The sequence below is a fragment of the Capilliphycus salinus ALCB114379 genome, assembly GCF_047276495.1.
Lineage (GTDB): Bacteria > Cyanobacteriota > Cyanobacteriia > Cyanobacteriales > Microcoleaceae > Capilliphycus > Capilliphycus salinus.
The window spans coordinates 3652003-3675741 of sequence record NZ_CP178543.1 but is presented as its reverse complement, the minus strand read 5'-3'; the positions used below and the strand labels follow the sequence as shown (position 1 = coordinate 3675741).

15 protein-coding genes and 3 pseudogenes are annotated in these 23739 nt (G+C 42.0%); 7 read left to right on the top strand and 11 right to left on the bottom strand.

All coding sequences use genetic code 11. The features are described from left to right. Positions 1-53: 53 nt before the first annotated feature. From ACL6C3_RS15260 to ACL6C3_RS15225, 8 genes and pseudogenes are all read right to left on the bottom strand, one after another. Positions 54-2390 (bottom strand): caspase family protein, encoded by a 2337-nt coding sequence (locus ACL6C3_RS15260; protein WP_413168069.1) that lies wholly within the window; start codon positions 2388-2390, stop codon positions 54-56. A 50-nt stretch (positions 2391-2440) separates the two neighbouring features. Continuing rightward, a complete protein-coding gene (locus ACL6C3_RS15255) occupies positions 2441-2713 on the bottom strand; it encodes a DUF4278 domain-containing protein (protein ID WP_413168068.1) in 273 nt (90 codons plus the stop codon). A gap of 1270 nt (positions 2714-3983) precedes the next feature. Next, positions 3984-5831, bottom strand: a complete 1848-nt coding sequence (gene ltrA, locus ACL6C3_RS15250) for a group II intron reverse transcriptase/maturase (protein ID WP_413168067.1) — start codon at positions 5829-5831, stop codon at positions 3984-3986. Positions 5832-6482: 651 nt separating this feature from the next. After that, positions 6483-6758, bottom strand: a pseudogene (locus ACL6C3_RS15245) (RNA-guided endonuclease InsQ/TnpB family protein); the annotation flags it as partial. Positions 6759-6856: 98 nt separating this feature from the next. Further along, a pseudogene (gene ltrA, locus ACL6C3_RS15240) lies at positions 6857-8644 on the bottom strand (group II intron reverse transcriptase/maturase). A 623-nt stretch (positions 8645-9267) separates the two neighbouring features. Beyond that, a complete protein-coding gene (locus ACL6C3_RS15235; RefSeq protein WP_413168066.1) occupies positions 9268-10008 on the bottom strand; it encodes an RNA-guided endonuclease InsQ/TnpB family protein in 741 nt (246 codons plus the stop codon). A 190-nt stretch (positions 10009-10198) separates the two neighbouring features. Further along, on the bottom strand, positions 10199-10420 hold the full coding sequence (locus ACL6C3_RS15230) for a hypothetical protein (protein ID WP_413168065.1): 222 nt from the start codon (positions 10418-10420) through the stop codon (positions 10199-10201). A gap of 111 nt (positions 10421-10531) precedes the next feature. Further along, on the bottom strand, positions 10532-11137 hold the full coding sequence (locus ACL6C3_RS15225; protein WP_413168064.1) for a calcium-binding protein: 606 nt from the start codon (positions 11135-11137) through the stop codon (positions 10532-10534). 178 nt (positions 11138-11315) lie between these two features. Here ACL6C3_RS15225 and ACL6C3_RS15220 point away from each other — a divergent pair, with 178 nt between their 5' ends. The 4 genes and pseudogenes from ACL6C3_RS15220 to ACL6C3_RS15205 all read left to right on the top strand — a co-directional run bounded on the left by ACL6C3_RS15220 (position 11316) and on the right by ACL6C3_RS15205 (position 14475). Further along, positions 11316-11663, top strand: coding sequence for a hypothetical protein (locus tag ACL6C3_RS15220; RefSeq protein WP_413168063.1), 348 nt, complete (start codon positions 11316-11318; stop codon positions 11661-11663). Between the two features lie 213 nt (positions 11664-11876). Further along, a pseudogene (locus ACL6C3_RS15215) lies at positions 11877-13589 on the top strand (hypothetical protein). Between the two features lie 180 nt (positions 13590-13769). Then, the gene (locus ACL6C3_RS15210) at positions 13770-14297 is read left to right on the top strand and encodes a tetratricopeptide repeat protein (protein WP_413168062.1); all 528 of its coding nucleotides are present in this window, start codon (positions 13770-13772) and stop codon (positions 14295-14297) included. After that, positions 14278-14475, top strand: a complete 198-nt coding sequence (locus ACL6C3_RS15205) for a hypothetical protein (RefSeq protein ID WP_413168061.1) — start codon at positions 14278-14280, stop codon at positions 14473-14475. Before ACL6C3_RS15210 ends, ACL6C3_RS15205 begins: the two co-directional genes overlap by 20 nt. A 218-nt stretch (positions 14476-14693) precedes the next feature. Here ACL6C3_RS15205 and ACL6C3_RS15200 read toward each other — a convergent pair whose 3' ends face one another. Together ACL6C3_RS15200 and ACL6C3_RS15195 are read right to left on the bottom strand one after the other, a co-directional pair. Next, positions 14694-15125: a hypothetical protein gene (locus ACL6C3_RS15200; RefSeq protein WP_413168060.1), complete on the bottom strand. Its 432-nt coding sequence runs from the start codon at positions 15123-15125 to the stop codon at positions 14694-14696. Between the two features lie 457 nt (positions 15126-15582). Then, the gene (locus tag ACL6C3_RS15195) at positions 15583-17163 is read right to left on the bottom strand and encodes an MFS transporter (protein ID WP_413168059.1); all 1581 of its coding nucleotides are present in this window, start codon (positions 17161-17163) and stop codon (positions 15583-15585) included. A gap of 290 nt (positions 17164-17453) precedes the next feature. Here ACL6C3_RS15195 and ACL6C3_RS15190 point away from each other — a divergent pair, with 290 nt between their 5' ends. Both ACL6C3_RS15190 and ACL6C3_RS15185 read left to right on the top strand, forming a co-directional pair. Further along, positions 17454-17657, top strand: coding sequence for a PD-(D/E)XK nuclease family protein (locus ACL6C3_RS15190; RefSeq protein ID WP_413168340.1), 204 nt, complete (start codon positions 17454-17456; stop codon positions 17655-17657). After that, positions 17620-17991, top strand: coding sequence for a PD-(D/E)XK nuclease family protein (locus tag ACL6C3_RS15185; RefSeq protein ID WP_413168058.1), 372 nt, complete (start codon positions 17620-17622; stop codon positions 17989-17991). Before ACL6C3_RS15190 ends, ACL6C3_RS15185 begins: the two co-directional genes overlap by 38 nt. Before the next feature lie 66 nt (positions 17992-18057). Here ACL6C3_RS15185 and ACL6C3_RS15180 read toward each other — a convergent pair whose 3' ends face one another. After that, a complete protein-coding gene (locus ACL6C3_RS15180) occupies positions 18058-22518 on the bottom strand; it encodes a filamentous hemagglutinin N-terminal domain-containing protein (RefSeq protein WP_413168057.1) in 4461 nt (1486 codons plus the stop codon). Positions 22519-22989: 471 nt separating this feature from the next. Here ACL6C3_RS15180 and ACL6C3_RS15175 point away from each other — a divergent pair, with 471 nt between their 5' ends. Continuing rightward, complete coding sequence (locus ACL6C3_RS15175) at positions 22990-23592, top strand: hypothetical protein (RefSeq protein WP_413168056.1); 603 nt, start codon at positions 22990-22992, stop codon at positions 23590-23592. Positions 23593-23739 lie beyond the last annotated feature (147 nt).

Sequence of the window (23739 nt, the reverse complement as noted above, 5' to 3'; positions counted from 1 at the left end):
ATGAGAACGGTGTGAATTGGAGTTCGGTAAAACGCTCTGGGAACGCTCAAGAATTACCGCCTCACTAAAATCCGAACTTGCTTCGTCATCCAGTCTTGCTTGGGGTCAACAACAACCGTTGCCGCCCGAAATACATTGGGCGCTTGCTCCCAATCCGCACCGATCATTTTCAGCAGATTATTTAGTGGATTCACTCCTTCCGGTTCTCCGACGCTTCTCTTGACAAATTCCGCTAATGCTGATTCGAGTTCTGCGCTCCGACTGACGAGGGGTTTATCCAGTGGGGGCAAAATTAACCAACGAAAGTCCGCCAATCCCTCTCGAACTGCAAATACTTTTAGGGTTTCCCGAGTTTGTTGATAGGTGATGTCGTCGGGAATGCTCATTCTTAGGGGAGTTTCTACTATGGCTCCGCTCGATAGATTGAAGAAAGGAGACTCTAATCCACCGATGGGGATCTGTGAAATCGCCCAGGTCGGCTCCAGGTCGAGAACGGCAATTTTGAGGGTATGATTGCCCCGATTTGTTAAGCGCAGGCGAACAATTTCTCCATTTTGAACCACTGGATTTTGAGGATCGTCAAAGGCAGTTTCATCGTTTTTCAACAGTTCCACCTCTATCTCTTCAGCCAGTTTAGAATCGGAGTTATTTAGGCTTTGTACGGCCTGATATTTTGCCAAATGCACCAGGCGATTAATAATTTGTTTTGGAGCCGTTGAATCATCAATTTCTAGCAACGGTCTGAGGTTTTTGATCGCGATTCCGTTCTGACAAATTTCGTAGTGACCTGTTTGATCGATTGCGACTTGAAACTGAGCCGATCGATCTTCTGTGACTTCTACAACCCAACCCTGCCCCGCGAGCGCTTGTCGAACTTTATTGAGAGCCTCTCGTTGGTGACTGGCTATGTTTTCATCCCAAAACCGAACTCGTTGAATTAGATTCACGGGAGCCGAGAGCAAAATGGCCGGAGCGCCCGGTTCCGGTGGGTCTTGAGTTGCAATTCCTCCCTCTGCGGGTTTGAGAACTTTGGCGATGGATTCAGACGCATTAGAACGGGTGACTTCTGCAATTGCCACTTGACCGCTTGGATCGCTAAAGTCGGTGGTGTTGAGCAGATAAATCGAAAAGCGAGTCCCTTGGCTCAAGCCTTGAGCTTGTCCCGCATTTAGCGTGACTTGAGTTTGATCCCGATTGACGGTAATTACTGAAACGGTAAACGGTGTAGACCATTGATCGTTGCCAAAGACAAAGCGATCGCTTTCACCAACTATCATGGGGGTTTGACTCTCAAACTTGCTCTGAATCTGAGCATTTACCCGGTCATGGAGTAATTTGTAGGTGAGTGCTTGTTTCCGGTTCGCCATGCTGGTCAATGTATCAATCATCCAATAGGTCAACGCACCATGACGTTCAGTTCCGCCGTTGACGGCATACTCGTAGGCTAATTCATTATCTCGACAGGCTGCTAGCAGTACATAATCTCTGCTTTGGGGTAGTCCCGCCACGCGAACCGTTCGATCTCGGGTTAGTTCTAGCCAGTTGCGTTCGAGTTCGTCCCTTTTGGCGACCAAACTTTGATCGGTTCGTTCTAAGAGATCGGGTTCAGCGCTGCTGCGAATTTCAGCATCTCCTTTGGTTGAACCGCCTGCATGACAGCTATCCAAAACGACCGTGACGATCAATCCTTTGTCTGTCATCCGCTTTAGAAGCGTCGTCATTTCCACATCGCGCAGGTAACGACCGCCTTCTGTATCGCCAATATCCATCGGCACGATTCCTTCATCGAATTGGTCGGTGCTACCTTGTTTCAAGTTGGGATAAACGGTTTTTGCTCGTCCGCCATGACCGGAATAGTGGATGTAAACTTGTTCTCCCGGTTGGGCCGTTGCGGTAATTTGCCGAAAGATGTTGACAATATTTTCGTAGGTTGGATCGGGGTTTTGAGCCGATCGCTTTGTCAATAATCCAATATCTTCTAAATGGGGAGAGACGAGTTTATGAATTCGCTCGGCCGGAATTTTGAGCGTATTTTTGAGAAAGGTTTCAACCAGATTAATATCTCGTACAGCCCCGGTCAGATTTTTGTACAAACGATTGGGTTTGTAATAGTCAATTCCAATGAGTATAGCATGGATGGCTGAAGTTTTTGTCGTCCTCATTGTTTTCTCCTTAATTGATGATAGAGTACAAAATGAATTGCTCGTCAGCTTGATTTGTGAGTCGGCTAAAGTTGAAAATATTAGCAATTTTTGAGCAAACCGTTCTCCCGTCTCTCGGAGGTAAGAATCGACACATAGCAAGCAGAAATGATTGGTGAGAAATCTAAAAGCGGGTAAAAAGTCTGAAACGACTTCGCCTCTTGTATGATTGCCTTTTGCCTCTTGCATGATTGCAAGGGGAGATTACACACAACTCAGAACGGATTGCCATAGCATGATTAATTCCTGCTCAAGACTATTGATTTGCTTTCATCAAATTGAAAAGCTTCACTCACATGAGATTGAAATGTCTCTCTGTATTCTTTGGTTTCTGTTGTATATATAACACCTCGATAGGTTAAATTGACTGTTTTTTGTGCATCTTTACCCAATAAATCTTTGGGATTGTACTGATAAGTAACGCCATGATAAGTGTAGACCGTTTCAGAGCGAGGCTGTTGAGTTGGAAAATTTGATTTTTGATAGGGAATACCCCGATAGGTTAGTTGCATGACATCAACTCCATTATGGATGTGCGAAAGGATAAAGTTGTAAAAAGAGTTATTTTTACAATCCAGAATGAATAGCTAATTCAATTAAAGTATTGGATTTAGAGCGAACAATTCTGGTGTTTTTCTTTCGATATTTACACTATAGAATAGGAATATTTTGACGACATCCGATAATTGTCATTTCTCACCCATGACAAATGTCATTACTATCAATCTCAGCAGAAGATTGGTCTTGAAACAATGTCTAAAACCCATTGAATTCGAGGGGGAACGGGTAAAATAGATTGCTGATACCAAATCCGCTTATTAAAGTAGCACTTTAAATCATTCCCAAATTGTCAAGACTGAAGTTCCCCTGATCAAAAATGACGGCATCCCTTTCTGAAGGGAGTAGAGCGCCATGCGCGAAATTTTCCTTACTGGGTACATCTGTGATGCGTGACTCCAAAAGCGGATTAATGATGCGATCACTTTTTTCTGCATTGTACAGCGATCGCTGTATTCTGTCTAGAGTTACATGGGTACATATCCCCGGACATTGATCGCTACAACCATTATAGGGGTTTGAGTAGCAACTGTACAGAAAACCCCGCGCTTGGCTGAAACGCTAAGTGTGAAAATATTTCACACTTAGCGTATTGATGAAGTTTTGTATCTAAATTGCTGTACCAGTAAAACTGTAGTTTATTTGGTACAGAAAAAAAGAACGAGATTTCAGGGGTTTGAGCTTCCTAATTTTCAGAGGATTGGTACAGTACAAGCGCGTGACTTTTTGCACAGTTGCTACTCAACCCCCCCTCTCTATTGCCAGTGGCGAAGCCAATTGCCTTTGGGAAACTCTACCGAGACTAGATAACTCGCTACGGTTCTGCCTTCCCCACAACCGTTACATTAAAAGTAAGCACCTGAAAATCTCACCACCATCACATCGGTCAGTTGATTACCTAGCCAATCAAAATCAGTCCGGGCGTAAAAATTTAGACAACAAAAAAGGGGCCGGAATAGCCCCTTAATTGGTTGTTTTGACACTCCCCGAACTAAAGTTACGGGGATTCTTGCTTCACAGATCGAACTTTCCAATGCAGGATTGCTCCAACATTAAAAGCGGTTCAATCTCCGCAAGCTTTAAAGATCCGGTCTGCCCGACCGTACTTAGGGCTTTTTTCAGAATAATTAAAGTCAGCGACTCCCTCGCGAGAGCCGCTGCTCTCCAGAACGGAACGTGACAATTTCTCGTCCCAAGCGCTCCTCAGAAAAACGGCTGTTGTCATTAGCACGTCACCAGCATATCTTGCACCCATTTGTAATTTCTTGGTAGTTTGATTTGACTAATTAAGTCTCTATGCAAACTTCCATCTGTTCTGGTTTTTTCATCGTGGCAATGTCGATGGAGTAGTTGATAGTTATTGTATTCATTCCTTCCGCCTTTCGACTTGGGAATGATATGGTCTAATTCGATTAAATCTCCATTTTTGAATGACAGTCCGCAGTGAAGGCATTTCCCGTTTTGCTTTTTCAGCAATGATGCTGTTCGCTTTAACATCTCCGGGTGTGTGCCTCGTCTTGTACTCCAATATATTGTGTCACCGTTGTAGGGACTGGCATCGTCTTTTACTTTGACATAACGTATGATTTTTGTTTCGCTATGCTTTAGCAGCCTCGTCGGGTTTTTACCTTCAGTACAGGTTGCAAATGTCCAGTTGTCCCCTCCGATTGTTTGGAAGTATTTGAGATATACCCATTTTCTTCCTTTGTTTCGGTGACGTTTGATACCCCATTTGATGAGTTTCCAGACCGTTAGATGCCAGATTCGTTCAAAGATTTTCTGGCTTACTACTGTAGAGAAATAATTGCACCATCCTCTGATGATTGGGTTCAGATTTTTAATTAAAGTTGTCTGAGATAACCCCTGGTGTTGTTCAATAATTCCTGCTATCTTTTTGTAGTGTTTCTTTTGGCTGTCTTTGTTTGGGGTAATGATGGTTTTGAAGCCTAATAATTTCCCCTTGACCCGTCCAGAGGTGTATTTACCTGTTGGATATTGTCTGACGTTGAATCCAAGAAAATCAAAGCCAGGTTTTTCCTCTAGATATTCCTCTAATGTGTGGGCTAGTCGGGTTTTACTAGGCTTGAGTTCTAAGCCCATACCTTTTAACCAATTCGCTATGAATTCCTGACATCTTTTTACAATGGTTAGGTCTTCGTGTAAAATCACGAAGTCGTCAGCATAACGCACAAAATTCACTGATTTTCGTTTATCCCTCTTGGCTAATTGTGTGCCATCGGGACGTTTCATGTCGAAAGTATCAGCTAGTTCTTTGATTGCGTTTTCCATTCCATGTAAGGCTATATTTGCTAGTAACGGGGAAATGACTCCGCCCTGCGGTGTGCCTTCAGATGTCGGAAATAAACGCTTGCCATCCATCACTCCCGCTTTTAACCATGCACGAACTTGTCGGCGTATGGTGGGGAATGTATTCAATTTTTTGAGTAAGGCTTCATGGTTGATGCGGTCGAAGCATTTGGCAATGTCAGCATCTAGCACATATTTAGACTTTTGCTTGATGGCTAAAAATATTGCTCCGATTGCATCGTGGCATGAGCGTCCCGGACGAAAGCCATAGCTATTTGGCTCAAATTTAGCTTCCCATTCGGGTTCCAGAGCCATTTTTACTAAGGCTTGTAATGCGCGGTCATACATGGTCGGTATTCCCAAAGGTCGTTTTTCGTCTTTCCCCGGTTTGTCTATCCAGACTCTCCGGGTTGGGCTGACCTTTGAACTCAGTTTAAGTTTATTAACAAGTTTCATTCGTGCTACTGGGGATAGGGATTTAACCCCGTCCACTCCTGCCGTCTTTTTACCTGTATTTTCCTGAGTTACACGACGCACCGCGAGACATTTTGCTGTCCAGGATTTGATGAGTGTTTTTTGGAGTCGTCGAACTGCCAGTACATCATCACGACGTGACGCTTTGTAGATGCGCTTTTGTAACTTAAAAACTCGTTTTTCTGCGTTTTTCCAGTCAATCTGATTCCATTGCTGGATTGGGTTGACCTTCTTTGCATTATTTTCGGTTTTGCATCCCACAGTATTCTTTGGTGAATCTGTTTTAGGCATATTTGTTACTACTTGTACCTCTACACTCCGTTAATCCGTGAGTCCGTCTGCATATCCATAACCATTACAGTTAGGCATTTGCTTCTGACCCAATCTTCACCACTTACTACCTACTTTGTGTGTAGAGTTTGCGCCTTAGCTGGCTACTCAATCTATCGACCTAGACTGAGAGTAAGTAAGTGGGTTACTTCGTTCCTCATAATCTTTGGTTTGTCACGTTAGGATGATACTCTTCACCGGGTTTTAGAGTGGTACAGATAAGTCGAGATAAATCCTCTTATCACTCAGACCTTGCCCTTTTGGGACTTCCAGTGTATTAGCCTTTCCACTGGTTTGCGGTAACGATGATTCACACGTACCTTCACTTTCGTTATCCATAGTGACTTGCTGACGGGATACCAACTTAGGCTATCAGTATCTTTCCGCTTTGATTCTCGCTTCAGGGGTTGAGGGCTAGTCGCGACCCTGGAGAAACTGCTTTCACTCCTGTACCTGGAGGATAGGACTTGTGTTTTCTAGGGTACTTACACTCACCTACAAGATTATGAAGTTGTCATCTGCTGAGGATTAAAGTGCGAACTCAACCTGAATGTAGGTTACTCAACAGAAGCCAGCCATCCCCCTATTTCTAGGTTTCGGCTGAACGAATCGCACCTTTATAGCTGCATTATGATCGCGATCAGCGACATACCCACACGAACAAACGTGAGTTCTTGTTGATAGTGACTTTGTTACTTTCTTGCCGCAATTAGAGCAATTTTGTGAAGTATTATGGGGAGTGACTGCTATGGTTAGCTTCCCATATTTTCTTCCAAAGTATTCTAGCCAATGGCGAAAAGTTGACCAGGCAACATCTGAAATAGATTTAGCCAGATGTCGATTCTTGACCATACCCTTGACATTTAAGTCTTCATAGGCGACCACATCAATTAAAGTCAGTGAAGAGGTCACCCCCTCCACTGCTCTTCAAAACGGTACGTGAGACTTTCACCTCATACCGCTCCTCAATAAAACGGCTGTTGTCATCAGCACGTCACCAACATATCGTTCTCCCATCGGTAATTCTCTGGGATAATGGAAACTCCCTTAGAGTAGCTTCCATCCGTTCTGGATTTTTCATCATGGCAATGTCGATGGAGCAGTTGATTATTCTTATATTAATTCTTTCCGCCTCGTGACTTAGGAATGATATGGTCAACTTCTATCAGGTCTCCATCTCGGAAAAACAGACCGCAGTGAGCGCATTTCCCTTTCTGCTTTTTGAGCAACGATGCTGTTGGCTTAGGCATCTCAGGGTGTGTGCCTCGTCTTGAACTCCAATAGATTAAGTCGCCGTCGTAAGGGCTTTTATCCCCCTTGACTTTGACATGACGGACGATTGCTGTCTGTGAATGCTTCATCAGCACCATAGGGTTCGACCCTTCACGAGACGTGGCAAACGTCCAATTATCTCCACCTATGGTTCGGAAGTATTTGGAGCTAATCCATTTCCTTCCTTTATTTTGATGTCGTTTTACCCCCCATTTCCAGAGTTTCCAAGAGGTCAGATACGAGAGTTTCGTAAAGATTCTCTTGCTTACTCCTGTCGAAAAGTAGTTACACCATCCTCGGATGATAGGGTTAAGTTTGCTTATCAAGACAGCTTGGGACTGTCCCTTAAGTTTCTCTATTTCCTCACATATCCTTCGGTAGTGCCTTTCCTGACTTTCTTTACTTGGGGTGATGAGTGTTTTAAAACCGAGTAATCGCCCTTTTGTATCCCTTCCTGATGTATATTTACCCACCTTATATTGGCGGATATTAAAGCCTAGGAAATCAAATCCTGCTTTTTGGTTTTCATAGTTTTCAAGGGTGTGAGCGAGTCTCGTCTTACTTGCTTTGAGTTCCAACCCCATATCTGCCAGCCATATGGATACGACCTTATTACATCTTCGGACAACGGTTATGTCTTCGTGTAGAACCACGAAGTCGTCTGCATAACGAATGACGTTTACAGAATCTTGTTTCTGTGTCCTGCTTCGTTGCCGTCCTCTGAGGTCTTTCATATCGAAGGTATGGGCAATTGCCTTGATTTCGCTTTCTAGACCATGTAGGGCAATGTTAGCCAGTAATGGAGAAAGAACCCCACCTTGAGGTGTACCCTCAGATGTTGGCGAGAACTCCTTACCATCCATAACACCCGCGTTAAGCCACGCTCGAATTTGTTTCCGAAAAGTGGGGAAGGTGTTAAGTTTTTCGAGGAGCCGTTTGTGGTTGATACGGTCGAAACATTTGGAGATATCCGTATCAAGCACGAATTTGGGTTTTTGTTTGATCGCATTGAAGATGGCTTCAATGGCATCATGGGCTGACCGCCCCGGTCTAAACCCGTAGGAATTTGGCTCAAATATAGCTTCCCATTCAGGTTCTAAGGCTAACTTTACTAACGCTTGGAGCGCACGGTCATACATGGTAGGTATTCCTAAAGGTCGTTGCTCCCTATTAGGTTTGGGTATCCAAACCCTTCGGGTAGGTTTAACCTTTGTACCCAGTTTGAGATTGTTTACGAGCTTCATACGTGCTTCTGGGGACAAGGATTTAACCCCATCCACTCCTGCCGTCTTTTTGCCTTGATTGTCCTGAGTTACTCTACGCACCGCTAAAGCCTTAGCCGACCAAGACTTAACTAACAGTTTCTGGAGTCTGCGAACTGTTTTGACATCACCACGTTGAGACGCTCGGTAAATCCGCTTTTGCAACTTATAGACAACACGCTCCAACTTTCGCCAGTTTATGTCGCCCCATTTATACATCGGTTTTGATTCCGTGTTCATAACTTATACATTGCTACTTGTAGCTTTACCTTCCGTTTTACCGTGAGTCCGTCTGCGTATCTCTCCTGTTACGGAGAGCGTTTGCTTCTGACTCAATCTTGCTCCCCTGTTACCTACCTAATGGAAGTAGATGGTTGCGTCTTAGCTGACTACTCAGCCAATCGACCTTGACTGAGAGTAAACGAGGGAGTTACTTCGTTCCCTATGACCTTTGGTTTGTCTCTTTAGGAGGGATACTCTTCACCGAGTTTTGGGGTAGCACTTTAACGATTCGGTCTAAATCCTATCGTCACCTTTACTTTGCCTTTTTAGGTCTCCCAGTGTCACAACCTGATTTCACTGGTTAATGCTTACGATGATTCAGACATATCCTTTGCTTACGCTCTCCGTGAAGACTTGCTCACAGGCTTTGGACACAGGTTGCCCTCCACTTTCCGCTTCTATTCCCGCTTAAGAGATTGATGGCTAGTCGCTACCCTTGGGAATATGCTTTCGACCTCGTGCCTAGGCGATAGGACTTGTGCGTTCTAGGATACTAACACTCACCTATAAGGTCATAGAGTTGTCATCTGAAGGGGATTAAAGTGCGAACTCTACCTTATCGGTTACCCCTCAGAGGCCAGTCATCCCCCTGCTAGGAGCAGGTTTCGACTGAACGAATCGCACTTAGACTGGATTACGCAGTATGCAACTCGCTTACAATACTCTTTACGCTGTCTACTTACTCTTAAATGTTTCCGGGCATATCTACATCTAGCTTTGTGGTAGTTTTTTGACTGCGGTTTAGCCCAAGAGATGTACTTTTTCGACTTTCGGCGATTAGCACGGTTTAGCTGTTTTTCAGATTTCCGATAGAACTGAGGATTTTCTATTGTATTCCCTAAACTATCTGCCAAGAAATACTTAATACCTACGTCCAAGCCTATGGCTTTTCCTGTCGGCTTAGTCTCTATCTTGATATCGACTGAAATACAAAACTGCACGTAGTACCCATCAGCCCTTCTCACTATTCTTACTCTTTTAAGATCTTCGAGTTGGTAGAAGTGCAGATCGTAGGTTCCTTTAAGTTTAAGCTTGCCGATCTTGTTTTTATCGGTAAATGTAATAGATGTTCTATTCTCTGAAAGCTTCCAACCGGAAGTCTTGTATTCAACAGAACGAGCGTGTTTCTTAAACCTTGGAAACCCTCTCTTACCTGGGATTTTACGTTGGCAATTCTCGTAAAATCTGCTAATAGCACTCCATGTACATTCAGCCGCAGACTGTCTCCGTGACGAGTTGAGTTGGCTTGCAAAAGGGTACTGTTTGGCTAGTACCTTGCAATATTTATTGAGGTCGTACTTGTTCACTCCCTTGTTATCCATCCAATATCTTAGACAAGAATTGCGGACGAATTTCTAGGAGCGTATCGCCTCATCTATTGCTTGATACTGGCTCTCTTTTCCTTTTGCCTTGAACTCAAGTACAATCAAGGTTGACTTGCTACCTCAAAATCTATACTCGCGCTTGATAGCATAAAAACATCCACTGCCAACTGAAGTTGGCTAAGATCGCTTATATCCCCCGGATGAATCGCGGGGGTTTTACGCTTCGCCACCATAAGTTGGCGAAAACTTTTTGACGCTGTTGGTGATGCTCCCAGAGTGCTTTAGCCGCACTTTCAAGGGTGCCGAAGTCCGCATTATTGAGGTTGGGTACTCGGTAGAAGTTGCCGACTTCCATCACCCCGGCGAGTTGGGTTTTCTCTCCGTTGGCGATCGCAAAAACCAACCACACACCCTTACCCTGGCTTTGAAACTGGAAACTAACATCGTTTGGGTTCGGCTTCCTTTGTCTTTAACGCGAGTTGGAAGGGTTGGGATGAACTAAGTGTTTCAACGCTTACAATTACAAAATAATTTGTGAATTAACAATTTCAGCTTGTATCAACGGGGGAGTAACATAAACAAAATCTGATTCCAAGCTGAGGTTAGTATTGCCCACTACCACACCAATTAAATCCTCTCCCTCTTTGATACGAGTATCTTGACCCAAAACTTGAAGCGTATAGTCACCAATACTCCATAGTTGAATCTTATCAGTTCCCTTCACAAAGTCTGCAATAGTAGCATAACCCGAACCCCGATAATGTACCCCTTGAATATCGCCAAGAACAAACCTATCTTCGCCAATTCCACCTGTCACAGTATCATAGCCTGATGAATTTACATCATTAGAACCACCAGAAAGATAATCATTTCCAGAACCACCAGAAAGATTGTCATTTCCAGAACCACCAAAAAGATCATCATTTCCACTGCCACCGAAGAGATCATCATTTCCACCACGACCTAACAAACGATCATCTCCAGCATAACCATATATGGCATCGTCAGCATATTCTAGTCTTAACTGATTCCCTTCATATTTCCAGGTTTGCGTATTATTTCCTGTTAATACATCGTCTTCATAAGTACCATATATTGGATTTTTCCCAGTGCTTACAAGATACATAATTAATCTCCCAGAATGGCATTTTTTTCTTCAACCCATTAGTAATATATTTGCAATCATTTTAGCAAGTAGCTCATTTATGCGACAGCAGTTTTACCGTTAAAATATCCGTTTTTGCAGCCCATTCTCCAACAAATCAGACAATCTTATTTGTCTATAATTTAAAGAAACTTAAAAGATGCGTTATCTATTCGGACAGAACAATAATTCTAATTTATTTTATTTTTCAAGCCAGGTATTAATAGGTTTTAAAATACAAAAATATGCTTATGCACCATTCCGGGACTTGACACCAAAACGCTGGCGGGAAATTGCTCAAACTGAGGCTTTAAATCCCGTAGAAAAAGCATCGGTGGAAGTCCCCATTAAAATCATTGAAACAGAATTACAAAAACCCCAACCCAATAAAACATCAATTGATCAAGCTGTTGCGTTGCTAAAAAAAGGATTGGAAAGTGTTGAAACTCTTGCCGAACCCGTGATGAAAGTTGCGGCAATTTTAGCAAAAGTTTGGATGCCTATGTAGGTTTGATCCCCCTAAATCCCCCTTAAAAAGGGAAACTTGGAAAGAATTAAAAATCCAGTTCCCCCCTTTCTAAGGGGGGGCTAGGGGGGATCAAAAGGGGGACTTGGAAAGAATTAAAAATCCAGTTCCCCCCTTTCTAAGGAGGGCTAGGGGGGATTTAAACCCAACAAATTGTTTAACGTGAATGAGATTAATAAAATAGTGATGGAGTAAATGATGAGTGAAGAAACAAACGATAAACGGCTCTTAAATAAAAGTCAGAGTGCTGGAGATGTAACAATTTCTGGCAATGAAGATCCGCTTGTGAACTTGGTCAATACAACGGAGGGAACCACAAGTATTAATCAATCTCGAACAATTATCTACAACTATAATTATCAACAACAAACCGTTACAACACCCCCCGAAGACAATACCGAAGATAATTTAATCTGTCCCTATCAAGGATTGTATCATTTTAGTTACGAGAATTCGGAATATTTCTTTGGGCGGGAAGTCTTTGTTGAAAAACTATTTCAATATACCGAAACCCGCAATTTTATTCCCGTATTGGGTGCGTCTGGGAGCGGTAAATCTTCGGTAATTTTAGCGGGTTTGGTGCCGAAATTGGTTCAAGCTGGAAATTGGCAATTTACCCATTTTAGACCGGGAAATGACCCGTTTCATGCCCTCGCTCAAGCGTTAGTTCCCCTCTACGCACCCAACTTGAATGAAACTCAACTTATCGGTCAAGCGCGTGAATTAGTCGGATATTTTCAAGATAATACGGTTCCCTTATCGGATGTTTTTTCAACAATACAACGCAATCCTCCAAAGAACAAAATTTTACTGATAGCCGACCAATTTGAGGAACTTTATACCCTTTGTCCCGACGAACAAACCCGACGTAATTTTCTAGATTTACTCTTAAATACTTTTAAAACTCTAGCTGAACAATCCTGTTTATCAACCGTTTTAGTCGGCACCATGCGGGCGGATTTTCTCGGAAATGCGCTGTCTTATCGACCTTTAGCTGATGTCTTGCAAAAAGGTAATATTATGTTAGGGCCGATGGATGAAAAGGAACTCCGAGATATTATTGAAAAACCCGCGCAAAAATTGGGGGTGAGTTTGGAAAGCGGACTGGTTGAACGCATTCTTGATGATGTGGATAAACAACCGGGAAATTTACCCCTATTAGAATTTGCCCTAACTGAACTCTGGAAAAAACGAAACGGCAAACAGTTAACCCATAAAGCCTACGAATAAATTGGGGAAGTTTCCGGCGCTTTAACACGCTACGCTGATGACAAATTTAGTAAACTCAAACCGGAAGAAAAAGAACAAGTTCGGCGAATCTTTGTGCAGTTAGTACAACCCGATGCCGGAACCGAAGACACCCGACGAGTCGCCACCAAAGCCGAATTAAACGACAGCAATTGGAATTTGGTAAAAAAATTGGCAGATGAGCGGTTAGTTGTTACCAGTCGCACCGTTATCACCCGTGAAACACCCGACAATTCTCAACCCCAACCGGACAATATCAAAGAACAGGAAACCGTCGAAGTCGTTCACGAAGCGTTAATTAAAAACTGGGGTCAACTCAGACAATGGATGGAAACCGACCGAGAATTTAGAACCTGGCAAGAACGACTCCGGGCTTCTAGGGGTTATTGGCAGGAAAAAAACCGAGATAACGGATTATTATTGCGGGGGGCGGCGCTGAGTCAAGCAGAGGAACAACTCGAAAAACGGGGATCGGAACTTCCTCCAGATGAACGAGAATTTATTCAAAAAAGTCAGCAATACAAACAACGTCAACGTCAGCGCAGTACCGGCTTTTTGACCGCAGGATTTGTGGCAATTTCTGGTGTGGCAGCAGTAGCAGTTTGGCAGTGGAACAATGCTCTTATGGGAGAACTAAAAGCACAGACAAAAACTTTATAAACTCGCTTAGTTTCTGAAGAGGAAAACTTAGACGTACAGTTAGAAGTTATCAAACACGAAAAACGAGCAAATGGAACAATAGAACAGATACAAGCTACCAACGTCCTCGAAGAAATCGTTAACTGGTCAGGAGAAAAACAAATTAATAGCTTAGAGGGACACGAAAAAGATGTCGTCGGTGTGGCATTCAGCAGGGACGGGGAATTGATTGCTTCTGCGAGTGCTGACAACACCGTGAAACTGTGGAACTTTAACCGAGATGAACTCCTCGCCCACGCTTGCAGTTGGATGAGTGACTACCTGAAAAATAACCCCAACCTTAATGAAGAAAAACGAAATATTTGTGGTGAAGTTGAACCTTCGGCAACGGCTTGGTTTTTGCAGGGTGAACATCAAGCCGCACAGGGTAATATTGAGAAAGCGGTTTCTAAGTTTCAACAAGCGGTTAAACTAGACCCGAAGTTTAGTTTAGATTCGGCAGCGAGTTTAGTTAGAATTGGAAAGTCGTTAGTAGGGAGTAAGCAATTTGAAGAAGCAATTGCAGCTTTTAATCAAGCTCAAAAATTTGATAATAATGTTAAAATTACCGCCTCGGATTGGAATAAACTGTGTTGGGAAGGTGGCGTTAATAAACAGGCAAAAAAGGTGATGTTTGCTTGTAATAAAGCTGTTGAACTCGCGCCCGATAATGGATGGATTTATATATAATAGTCGGGGTTTGGCGAGGGCGTTAACGGGTGATGTTGATGGGGCTATTGAGGACTTTGAAAAGTTCGTTCAGTTGGCGGGAAACGAGGAGGAAAAAGCACAGCGAAAAGGTTGGATAGAGTCTCTGAAAAAAGGTGAAAATCCGTTTACCGATGAGGTGTTAAAGGAATTTCGTTGACCTCTCCTCCAGCCCCTTTCAATGAAGGCGAGGGGAGTAATTCTTCCCCGCCCTAAGTTGGTGGTATGCGTTTTGCGGAATCTCTGTTTAGCCCCGAAGCGAAGCCAATTGTTCCAATTTGGTTTTTGTTCGTTCTAGTATGTGTAGCTAGTAATTTACTATAACAAACACGAAGCCTCTGCAAACTCTTGTCTGTTGGGGATTTCAGGAGATTTTCTTCAAGAGTCTGATAACAAATCTCTTATGCTGTTGGCCATTTGGGTCAACTCCCGAATGGCATCTCTGGCGGCAAATTTTTCCACCCATTCCTGATAGTCGGGGCTGCTAGCATACGACCCCCGCTCGGTTTTTGAGCCGTAATTCTTAATATGGTGGTGGCGTTTTTTACCCTCAGTTTCTTCGACAACTTTTAGATATTGATATTCTTCGTAAGCCGGGGTGGTATAATGAAGTTCGCCGGAATTTGACCAACAAAAGCCGGACAAAACTATCGCCACGTTTGTCTCTTTCTTTTTATCTTTAAATTGTTCATTAAACAGTTCAATAACTTTAGAATCGGTCACTTTTCCCCCTTCGGCAATGCGTTCGCGCTTTACCGTGTAGGTGTGCCACCGATGATTTTCACCCGCAGCATTATCTTTTAAACTCAATATTTCTACTTCTATTTGATTTAAAATTTGTTCTAAAATTGGTTTTAATAATTTAACTTTTTCCCGAGATACGTCATCTAAATAATCAACGTCTATCCCCGAAAACCCGATTTTCTTGCTGCCGACCTGCTCTGAAGTCTATGGGATAAATCGGAATGCGATCGCATAGCGTGGTTGATCCGTACCGTATTAAGTAGCTAAAATCCTTTTGAGATAAGACTTCCACTGCTTACTTTGCGGCTGATAACAGCGCACGCTATTTTACCCTCAAACTGCAATATTCCTTATTTCTACTTTTCCTCTGCCTAGAGTGATAAAGGAGGGTTAATCATGTTCCAAACTCTAAACAATAAAAGTGCAAAAAAGGTGCAGAGTCGCTCAGTTCATATTAGGAACATTTTTTTCCGAGTCTCTTGACATAAACAGTTGTTTTCTAAACTGATATTCTTGAATAAAATTATTTTTTATTTTTTGATCGGACAACATTTTGATTATTTTGAGAGGAACTTAACCAAAACCAGGAGAGAATTGCTGCTAAGAAAAGTCCGATCGCACTCACCAACATCATCTGCGTTACCCCGGTTGTAAAAGCAGCCTGATAATTTCCCACTAACCCTTTTAACTGTTCTTGAGGAATGGCAAATTGAGCAGAAATTGAAGGAATATTGCTGCTTAAAACCTTCTGCAATAACTCGTTGACTTTTTTAATTCGCTCTTCATCTAATCCGGCTTTAGTAAGTTCACCCAAATAATAATTCCGCCCAAAAGTTGTCACCAAAGCTACTGTTACCGCTACCCCCATTGCATTTCCTAATTGCATGAATGCGTTATTAGTTGCGGAAGCTACACCTGCTAAAGTTGGAGGTGCAGAGCTTAATAAAGCATTGGTTCGGGGAATATTTGCGATCGCCATACCTCCCCCTAACAACAACATCGGAATTAATAATGTCCACATTGTTAAATCGGGATTAATTAACAGGAAAAAGAGGAACAGGGAAAAGGAAAAAATTAAAGTGCCTGTAACAATTAAAGAACGAATCGGAAACCGATTAACCAAACTACCAGAAATAATGCTAAAAACAAACAGTGATAATGTTAAAGGTAATAGCATCACAGCCGATTCAACCGGAGATTTTTTTAGTAAAACTTGAAAGTAATTAGAAAGGTGAAAAAAGACTCCAGTTTGAGCAAAAGAAAACAAGAGAATCAGTAAAGCACCAAGGGAAAACGCAGGTTTTTGAAATAGTGAAAGTTCTAAAGCTGGCGATTCTACATGAGCTTCCCACCCGATGAAAATTCCTAAAATTATCAGTCCAATAACTCCCGGAATCACGACTCCCGCACTGAAAAACCCACCCTCCCCACTTGCTTGACTAATACCATAAATCAGCGCAAATAACCCAGCCGCACAAAGTAAAATTCCTAGCCAATCTAGTTTTTTATTTACAGATGCTTTACTTTCTGAGACAAAGCGCAACATGAGAAATATAGTTAACAATCCGAGTGCAATCACTAAGGTAAAAACCGATCGCCAACCAAAAGCTTGATTCAAATATTGAATGGCTAGGGATGATAAACCTCCCATGATTCCTAATGTTGCGCCGTAAATGCCGAGCGCTTTTGGACGTTCTTCTTTGTCAAAAGTGATAACAATAATTGCCAACGCCAAAGGATTTACTAATGCCTGAAAAACCCCATCTATTGCCCGAATCCCAATCAACGCGCCAGCGTTAGATGCAAACATTGATAAAATTGCTGCGGCAACAATGCCCCCAGTGCCAATTAAAATTAGCCGGCGTCGCCCGTAAATATCCCCTAATGTACCACCACCTAAAATGAATGCTGCCAGCATCAAAGTGGAAATGCTCGACATTAAACCAATTGTTGCTTGAGGGGCATTCAGGTCTTTCTGAATCGCTGGCACAATTAAAGTGAGAATACCTGAATCGATCGCTACCATCAGCACAGCAATGATACAGGCTAACAAAACCATCCATCGCCCCGGAGCGCGTTCTTGAGTTGTAATTGAAGGAGTCATTTTTTTTGATTCATAGATCTAAATCAGGAGGATATCTTAAAAAGGTGCAAAAATTGTGTATTAACTCAAGGGGCTAGCTATATTCATTTTGCGGGGCATCACTAAATTTAAGTTTCTGACAGACCCTACTGCCTAAAAAATCCTTGAAAATGAATAACTAGCAACTTGGTGTAAAGCTAGCCATCGGAGGTTACTAATTCAATAAGAGCGCATAAATGCCCCGTTCCGTAATTTGTCCTCGAATCATTAATTAAATTTTTCCGAAATAGTTGGATTGATTGAGTTGATAAATACTCGGGCGTGCTTTTGGGAAAATAAATTTTGCTGCGGAGAAATATACCCGTATAGTCCGGGTCGAGAAAATAAACTCCCGTTTCCGGTTCAATTGCAATGTACCAATTCAAATAACAGGACGTTACGACCGCCTTGACTGGCTTGATGAGGGGGTGGAATTAATTGATTATAAAACCGGAAAAAAAAATCCCGAATTTTGAACCGTCGGAGATTGATTTACAGTTGGGTTTATATTATCTGGCGCTAGAACAACGCTATCAAAAAAGTTTGGTGCAGTTGAGTTTAATTTATCTTCAACAGGGAGAACTTATTGTTTTTCAAGCAACTCCCCGCCATAAACAGCAAGCCGAATTAATCATTGGCGGACTGGCGGTGAAGCTTCGAGCGGATGAGGATTGGGAACCTGTACCCGGAAATCATTGCAAACAGTGTAGCTATACTCGTTATTGTCCTGCCATGAGTGAATTTCCAGAACCTCTCCCCAAAACCGCCAGACAACGCCCTCCTCTACAGTTGACTCTAGGACTCGATTAAACTTTTTCTTCGAGGCGAATCGAATTGTATTTTGTCCGATAATTGTTGATGCAAACACAACAGCCTTTATTCTTCGGAGGTAGAATTACATTGATTAATTGGGATTTGCTGACGAATAACTCCCGTCTGGGTGGGGTCGTAACCCACCAAAATAACCTCTCCTTCTTCGGTTCTTATCCATCCCCTCGCCGGAACAATCGTTCTAGAATCAACAGTATTATTTTCTTGGTTTTGTGATTGTTGTTGAGAAGGTCGTGGGGAATGATTAGGTTGAGAAGTAACGGGTTCAATCAGGGGAGATTGTAATTCAACTAACCGGGGAATTGTTGATGAATCTTGAACGGGATTCGGTGCAATTCCTCCCCGACCCGTGATCACAAATTCGCTAGTTCCTCTTTGTTTGCAGGGGTCTTGAGCGATTAACGCTGCGGGGTCAACAACCTCAACTTCTAATGATTCTGGGGGGTCAAAATTAAGCGTTGTATCGATAGAAAGTTCTCCGGCTGCATTAATAATACTATTTTGAGATTGTAAAAGTCCGAGTTCGGAACTTCCAAAAGGACGAATACTAATATTGCTTCCTCCCGTTGGTTCAAAGGCGTTGGTAACTATTTGGCTATTTTCCAACAACACTAAAAAATTGGAATTAATATCAATATTTCCATCAAACGTTTGACCGCTTTCACTTCCTACTGCCGAAATTTGACTTCCACGCCGCACGCTAATATCCGGTGAATTGATAGTAATATTTCCGCCTTCACCTGTTACTGATTCTGCAAATAGACCCCCTTGTTCTAAGCGAACTTGAGAAGCACTCACGTCTATATTTCCGGGATTACCTTCACCTTCACTACCTACACCAATAATAGATTGATCCCTAACTGTTAATTCGTCTGTATCAACAGTTATCGTTCCCCCATTTCCAACCCCGGTTTCAGAAACGTTTGCAAAGATAAAAGACCTATCTCTTAACTCAATATTTGCAGCCTGTATATTAACCGAACCCGCATCTCCAATCCCGTTAGTAGCGGTAGACAAGAAAGCTTGATTTCTTACGGTTAAATCTCCGGTTTCAATAATAATATTTCCACCATTGCCTATAGTTCCTTCTTCATTAACTCCAACAATAATAAATGTTTCTTCCCCGTCAAAGACAACTGATTCCGAGGCTTTGATGAAGACCGTTCCTCCCCGGCGACTTGGCGCGATTTCAATGGAAGTGATTTCGGATTCATCTGGTAACGAAATTCCCGAAAAAATTACAGACCCGTTTTGAATTCTAAGTTGCTCCGTTTCAATGGTAATATCTCCTCCGTTACCCGTACCTGCCGTTCCACTGGAAATATTAACTTGATCATCAAATAAAACCTGTTGAGCTTGTATACTGATTGAACCCGAAGAACCCGTTCGCGAACTAGAAGTGCTAATGGATGCTCCATTTTGTCCGACTAATCTTTGTGTGGTAATTGAAATATCTCCTGTGTTGCCTCCGTTACTAGCTTGAGCAAAAATTTGACTGCCTATTATTCTAGTTTTTCCGGTTGATAAGGTAATCCTTTGAGTTCCCCTACCACTCATTTCGACACTATTTGCACGAATATCAATTGAACCCGAACTGCTTATATCTCTTGAAAAAGTTGATATCTGCGCTCCGTTGCGTATTCTTAATTGGTCAGCTTCGAGTGTGATACTTCCCACGCTAGTACCGTTAAATTCTATATTAGGAGATGTTTCATCTGGTAGTGTACCTGCTGTCACATAAATTTCACTGGGAAATATTGTCTCTCCATTTTCACTGGGAAATCTTCCATCACCAATTAATTCAACAAAAGAAGCTTGAATATTGATGGAACCTGAGCTACTGCCGTTTACACTGGTTACTGATATACGACCTCCATCTCGAACGCTTAATCGTCCAGTTTCTAAATTAAGGGTTCCTGCGGTTCCTGTACCATTTGTAATAACACTTAAGCCACTTCTTGAGTAGAATTCATCAAGGTTTAACTTTCCTGCTATCTCCACTTCATTTGCTTTGACTTCTACCAAACCTGAACTCCCCCTTCCTAAAGTAGAAGTTCCGATATTTCCTCCCTCTCGAATTGTAAGTTTATTTGTCGTGATGAAAACGCTTCCTGCCCTTCCTTCTCCACGATTACTCCCTGTTGATATATCGCTATAAATCACAGTTCTATCTTCAGGATTAATAGAAGGTTCTATAACAAATTCAACAGAATCAAGATCTGATTGAATGAGGCTTCCTCCCCTAACTTCAACAAATTCTGAAGCATTAATAATCACATCTCCCGCTTGTCCGGTGTTGAAGCTACTAGCAAAGATTGTCCCTCCATTCCGAACGGCTAATCTAGGAGTATTGATAATAACGCTTCCCGCATTGCCGCTACCAAATGTCCGGGTGTTGATTCGACTTTGAACACCAGTTGGCGAAACGCCTATTATGTCTACAAATTCGGAAGCGTTAACGGTTATATTCCCCGTTGAACCTGTTGCTTCTGAGTTGACATCAAGCCGAATGTCAGCACCATCTCGAAGGATTAAATTTTCGGTATTAATAATAATATTTCCAACATTACCCGTTCCAGAAGTTTCGCCCGTTACAATAGAATCTGAAAGATTAATCTGCTGGGCTTCAATCCGAACATTTCCTGCGTTTCCATTACCAAATGTAATTAAACCAATCTCTCCATTTACTGCATTAAGCGATGAGGTTGAAATTTCAATATTTCCCCCATCCCCAACAGCATTTTCTCCAATATTGCTGAAAATACCACTATCTGCTAACTCCACCGAATCGGTTGCAAAAATTGATATAGAACCCGCGTTTCCTTGTCCAAAGGTACTGCTTGAAATTATCGCTATATCAGTCATTCGTAACTGTCCTGTTTCTATGTAAATATTTCCTCCATCGCCCATCCCTGTCTCGTTGACGTTAGCAGAAAAACTACTCGACAACTCACCGTCTGGAGAAGTACCTGTTACCTCAATTGATGCAGCTTTTACGTTTATGTTACCTGCATTTCCTTGTCCAGAAGTGCTAGTATTAATTCGCGCTCCTTCAGACAATAACAAATCCCCCGTATTAATTTCAACTGTTCCACTATTTCCAACAGCATTTTCTCCAACATTACCAAAAATATTACTGTTGGATAATTCAACTGAATCAGTAGCTAAAATTGATACTAAACCTGCATTTCCTTGTCCAAATGTACTGCTTTGAATTCTTGCTCCATCTGTTAATCGTAATTGTCCTGTTTCTATGTAAATATTTCCTCCATTACCAATACCTGTACCATTAACATTAGCAAAAAAACCGCTTGCAAACTCACCATCAGGAGAAGTACCAGCAATTTCAACCGATGCGGCTTTGACATTGATATTCCCTGCGTTTCCGTTTCCTAAAATAGAAGTGCTGATAAAAGCACCACCATTTATTGACAGTGAATTAGCTGTGATGTTAATGTTTCCAGATAGACCTGTTCCACCCAAATTTATTCTATTGGTAATTGAACTGCTTGCACCTGTTAGGAGAATATTTTCCTGAGCGTTAATATTAATATCTCCAGTTTTTGCTTCTAGAAACCCTAAACCTTCATCAATTCCTACTCGAATAACGCTATCACCAGATATCTCAACATTTCTCGCATTAATATTAACGTCTCCGCCTCCATTTCCACGAACGTTAATTTCTGATTCATTGGTTAACGCTACATTTCCGCGTTGAATATTATCGGGAAAGGTTAAACTATTATCGGGATTAATTTGAATAATTCCCGGTTCTGATAATCCCCCCAATTGAATTCGACTACCCGGAGAAATTGCAAAGCCATTATTAAATAATACATCTCCCCCAACCAACGCTAAGGTTTGATTTTGAGGAACGTTTAAGCCTTGCGAAATTAGAAATCCCGCATCATTTCTTAACGAACTTCCATCGGGTCGAACCAGTTGAGGTGCGGCTTGATTAACAATTGTTCCGGCATTTTCTCGAATGTTTAACCCGACGGGCATATTAATCGTTAATAAAGGCGGTGCTTCGGGGTTACTCGCCGCAAATTCAAACCCATCAAATAAAATCCCATCGGCTGTGGTGGCAAAAAATGAACCGCCCACATCTAACCGTGCATTAGGCCCAAACACAATCCCCGAAGGATTCATTAAAAATAAATTGGCATTCCCCAAAACGCCCAACGTTCCCAAAATTTCCGAAACATTTCCGCCCGTAACCCGAGTTAAAATATTAACAATATTCTCGGGGTTGGAAAAGTACGCCCCCCGTCCTTCATCTACGTTAAACTCTTGAAAGCTATGAAATAAATTCCCTCCTCGAACCGCACCCCCGTCAATTCTATCGCTATTTATTCCGCGAATATTAACATTAGGGGTAACAACGGAGTTTTCTGAACCCAAACTGTTATCTGGGACAATTTGTGCCACAGTTGCCAAGGGAGTCAGGCTAAAAATCGTAGTTGCGGCCGCCACAGCCGAAAAAGTAGATAGATAATCACCCATGAGTTGATTAATAAAGCAATTGAATTGTTGAACTGAGTTGGATTATAAACTCAAATTCTTACTCAAAAACCGATTAGCAATGGCGCAGTAACGCTGGTTTCCTTTGCTCAATCGCATAGCCTTGTATTATAACAATATTCTTCTCCCGCCAGCCTAACTTTACTGCCAATTATGAAAAAATATTAAGCAAAGGTTGAAAGAGAATAGAAGGAATTACGGGGATTGATGTAAGTCAAATACTGCTTAGATTGGCGGTTAGGGAGGTTCAGATTATGACCAGATTTGAGAATCGTTCAATCTAAAATTTTACAGAAACCCCCCAAATTCAAATTGATTTAAAGATTCAGTAAAAATTTAGCTATTCGGTTGCACTTGGTATAGAAAGTTAGTTATAAATACAGAAACAAAAGTTGAAATGTCGTCAAGGAGAGTAAGTGGGTTCTAGAAAAGGTTCCTGCTCTCATAAAAAATATGAAACATAAGCTTTACGCTTTAGCCACCGTAGTTAGTTTGAGTTTAATCCCGATTTCTACTGATGCAGCAACAGTCAAACTAGATAATCAAGGGAGAGTTACAAATATCTTCGACTTAAATGTAGATGGAAAATTTTATGATGTTGACTTCCAATTTGACACGTTCCAAAACTTATTCGGAGATTTGGATGATTTCAAGACCGAGCCAACATTTTGGAATCAAAAAGATTTAGGAGTCACAGCCCGCAATGCAATCAACCGCGAGTTAAATACTTTGAATCCCGTTCCAAGTCAAGTTTATGATGACGAAAAGGATATTGATTTTTTTCAATTTTATATTCCTATAGAGGTGCGAGAAAATTCAAGCATACCTATCGATTCGGCTTTTGGGGACTTCTTTGAAGGAGAATGGAGAATCCCCAACATCGGCGGAAGTGGTATAGATAATGTAGGACTTGATTGGACTGAAATGTACGCAATATTTACCGATGCAACCGATCCGGTTTCTACTCCTGAACCCTCCGGCGGTCTTCTGGGTTTAAGTATAACTTTGGGGTTGGCAGCCACATTCAAACGTCAGTTCAATAAGAAGACGATGTGACAGAAAATCAGCACAAAACAACTCGAATTTCAGCAGGTTTTTATAAACCTTTAAATGATGACGTTCAACCGGTTTCTGAACCGAGTAGCTTCTTGAATGTTCTTGCCGCATTAGGTCTCAATACAACCTTGAAGAAAAAAGTTGTAT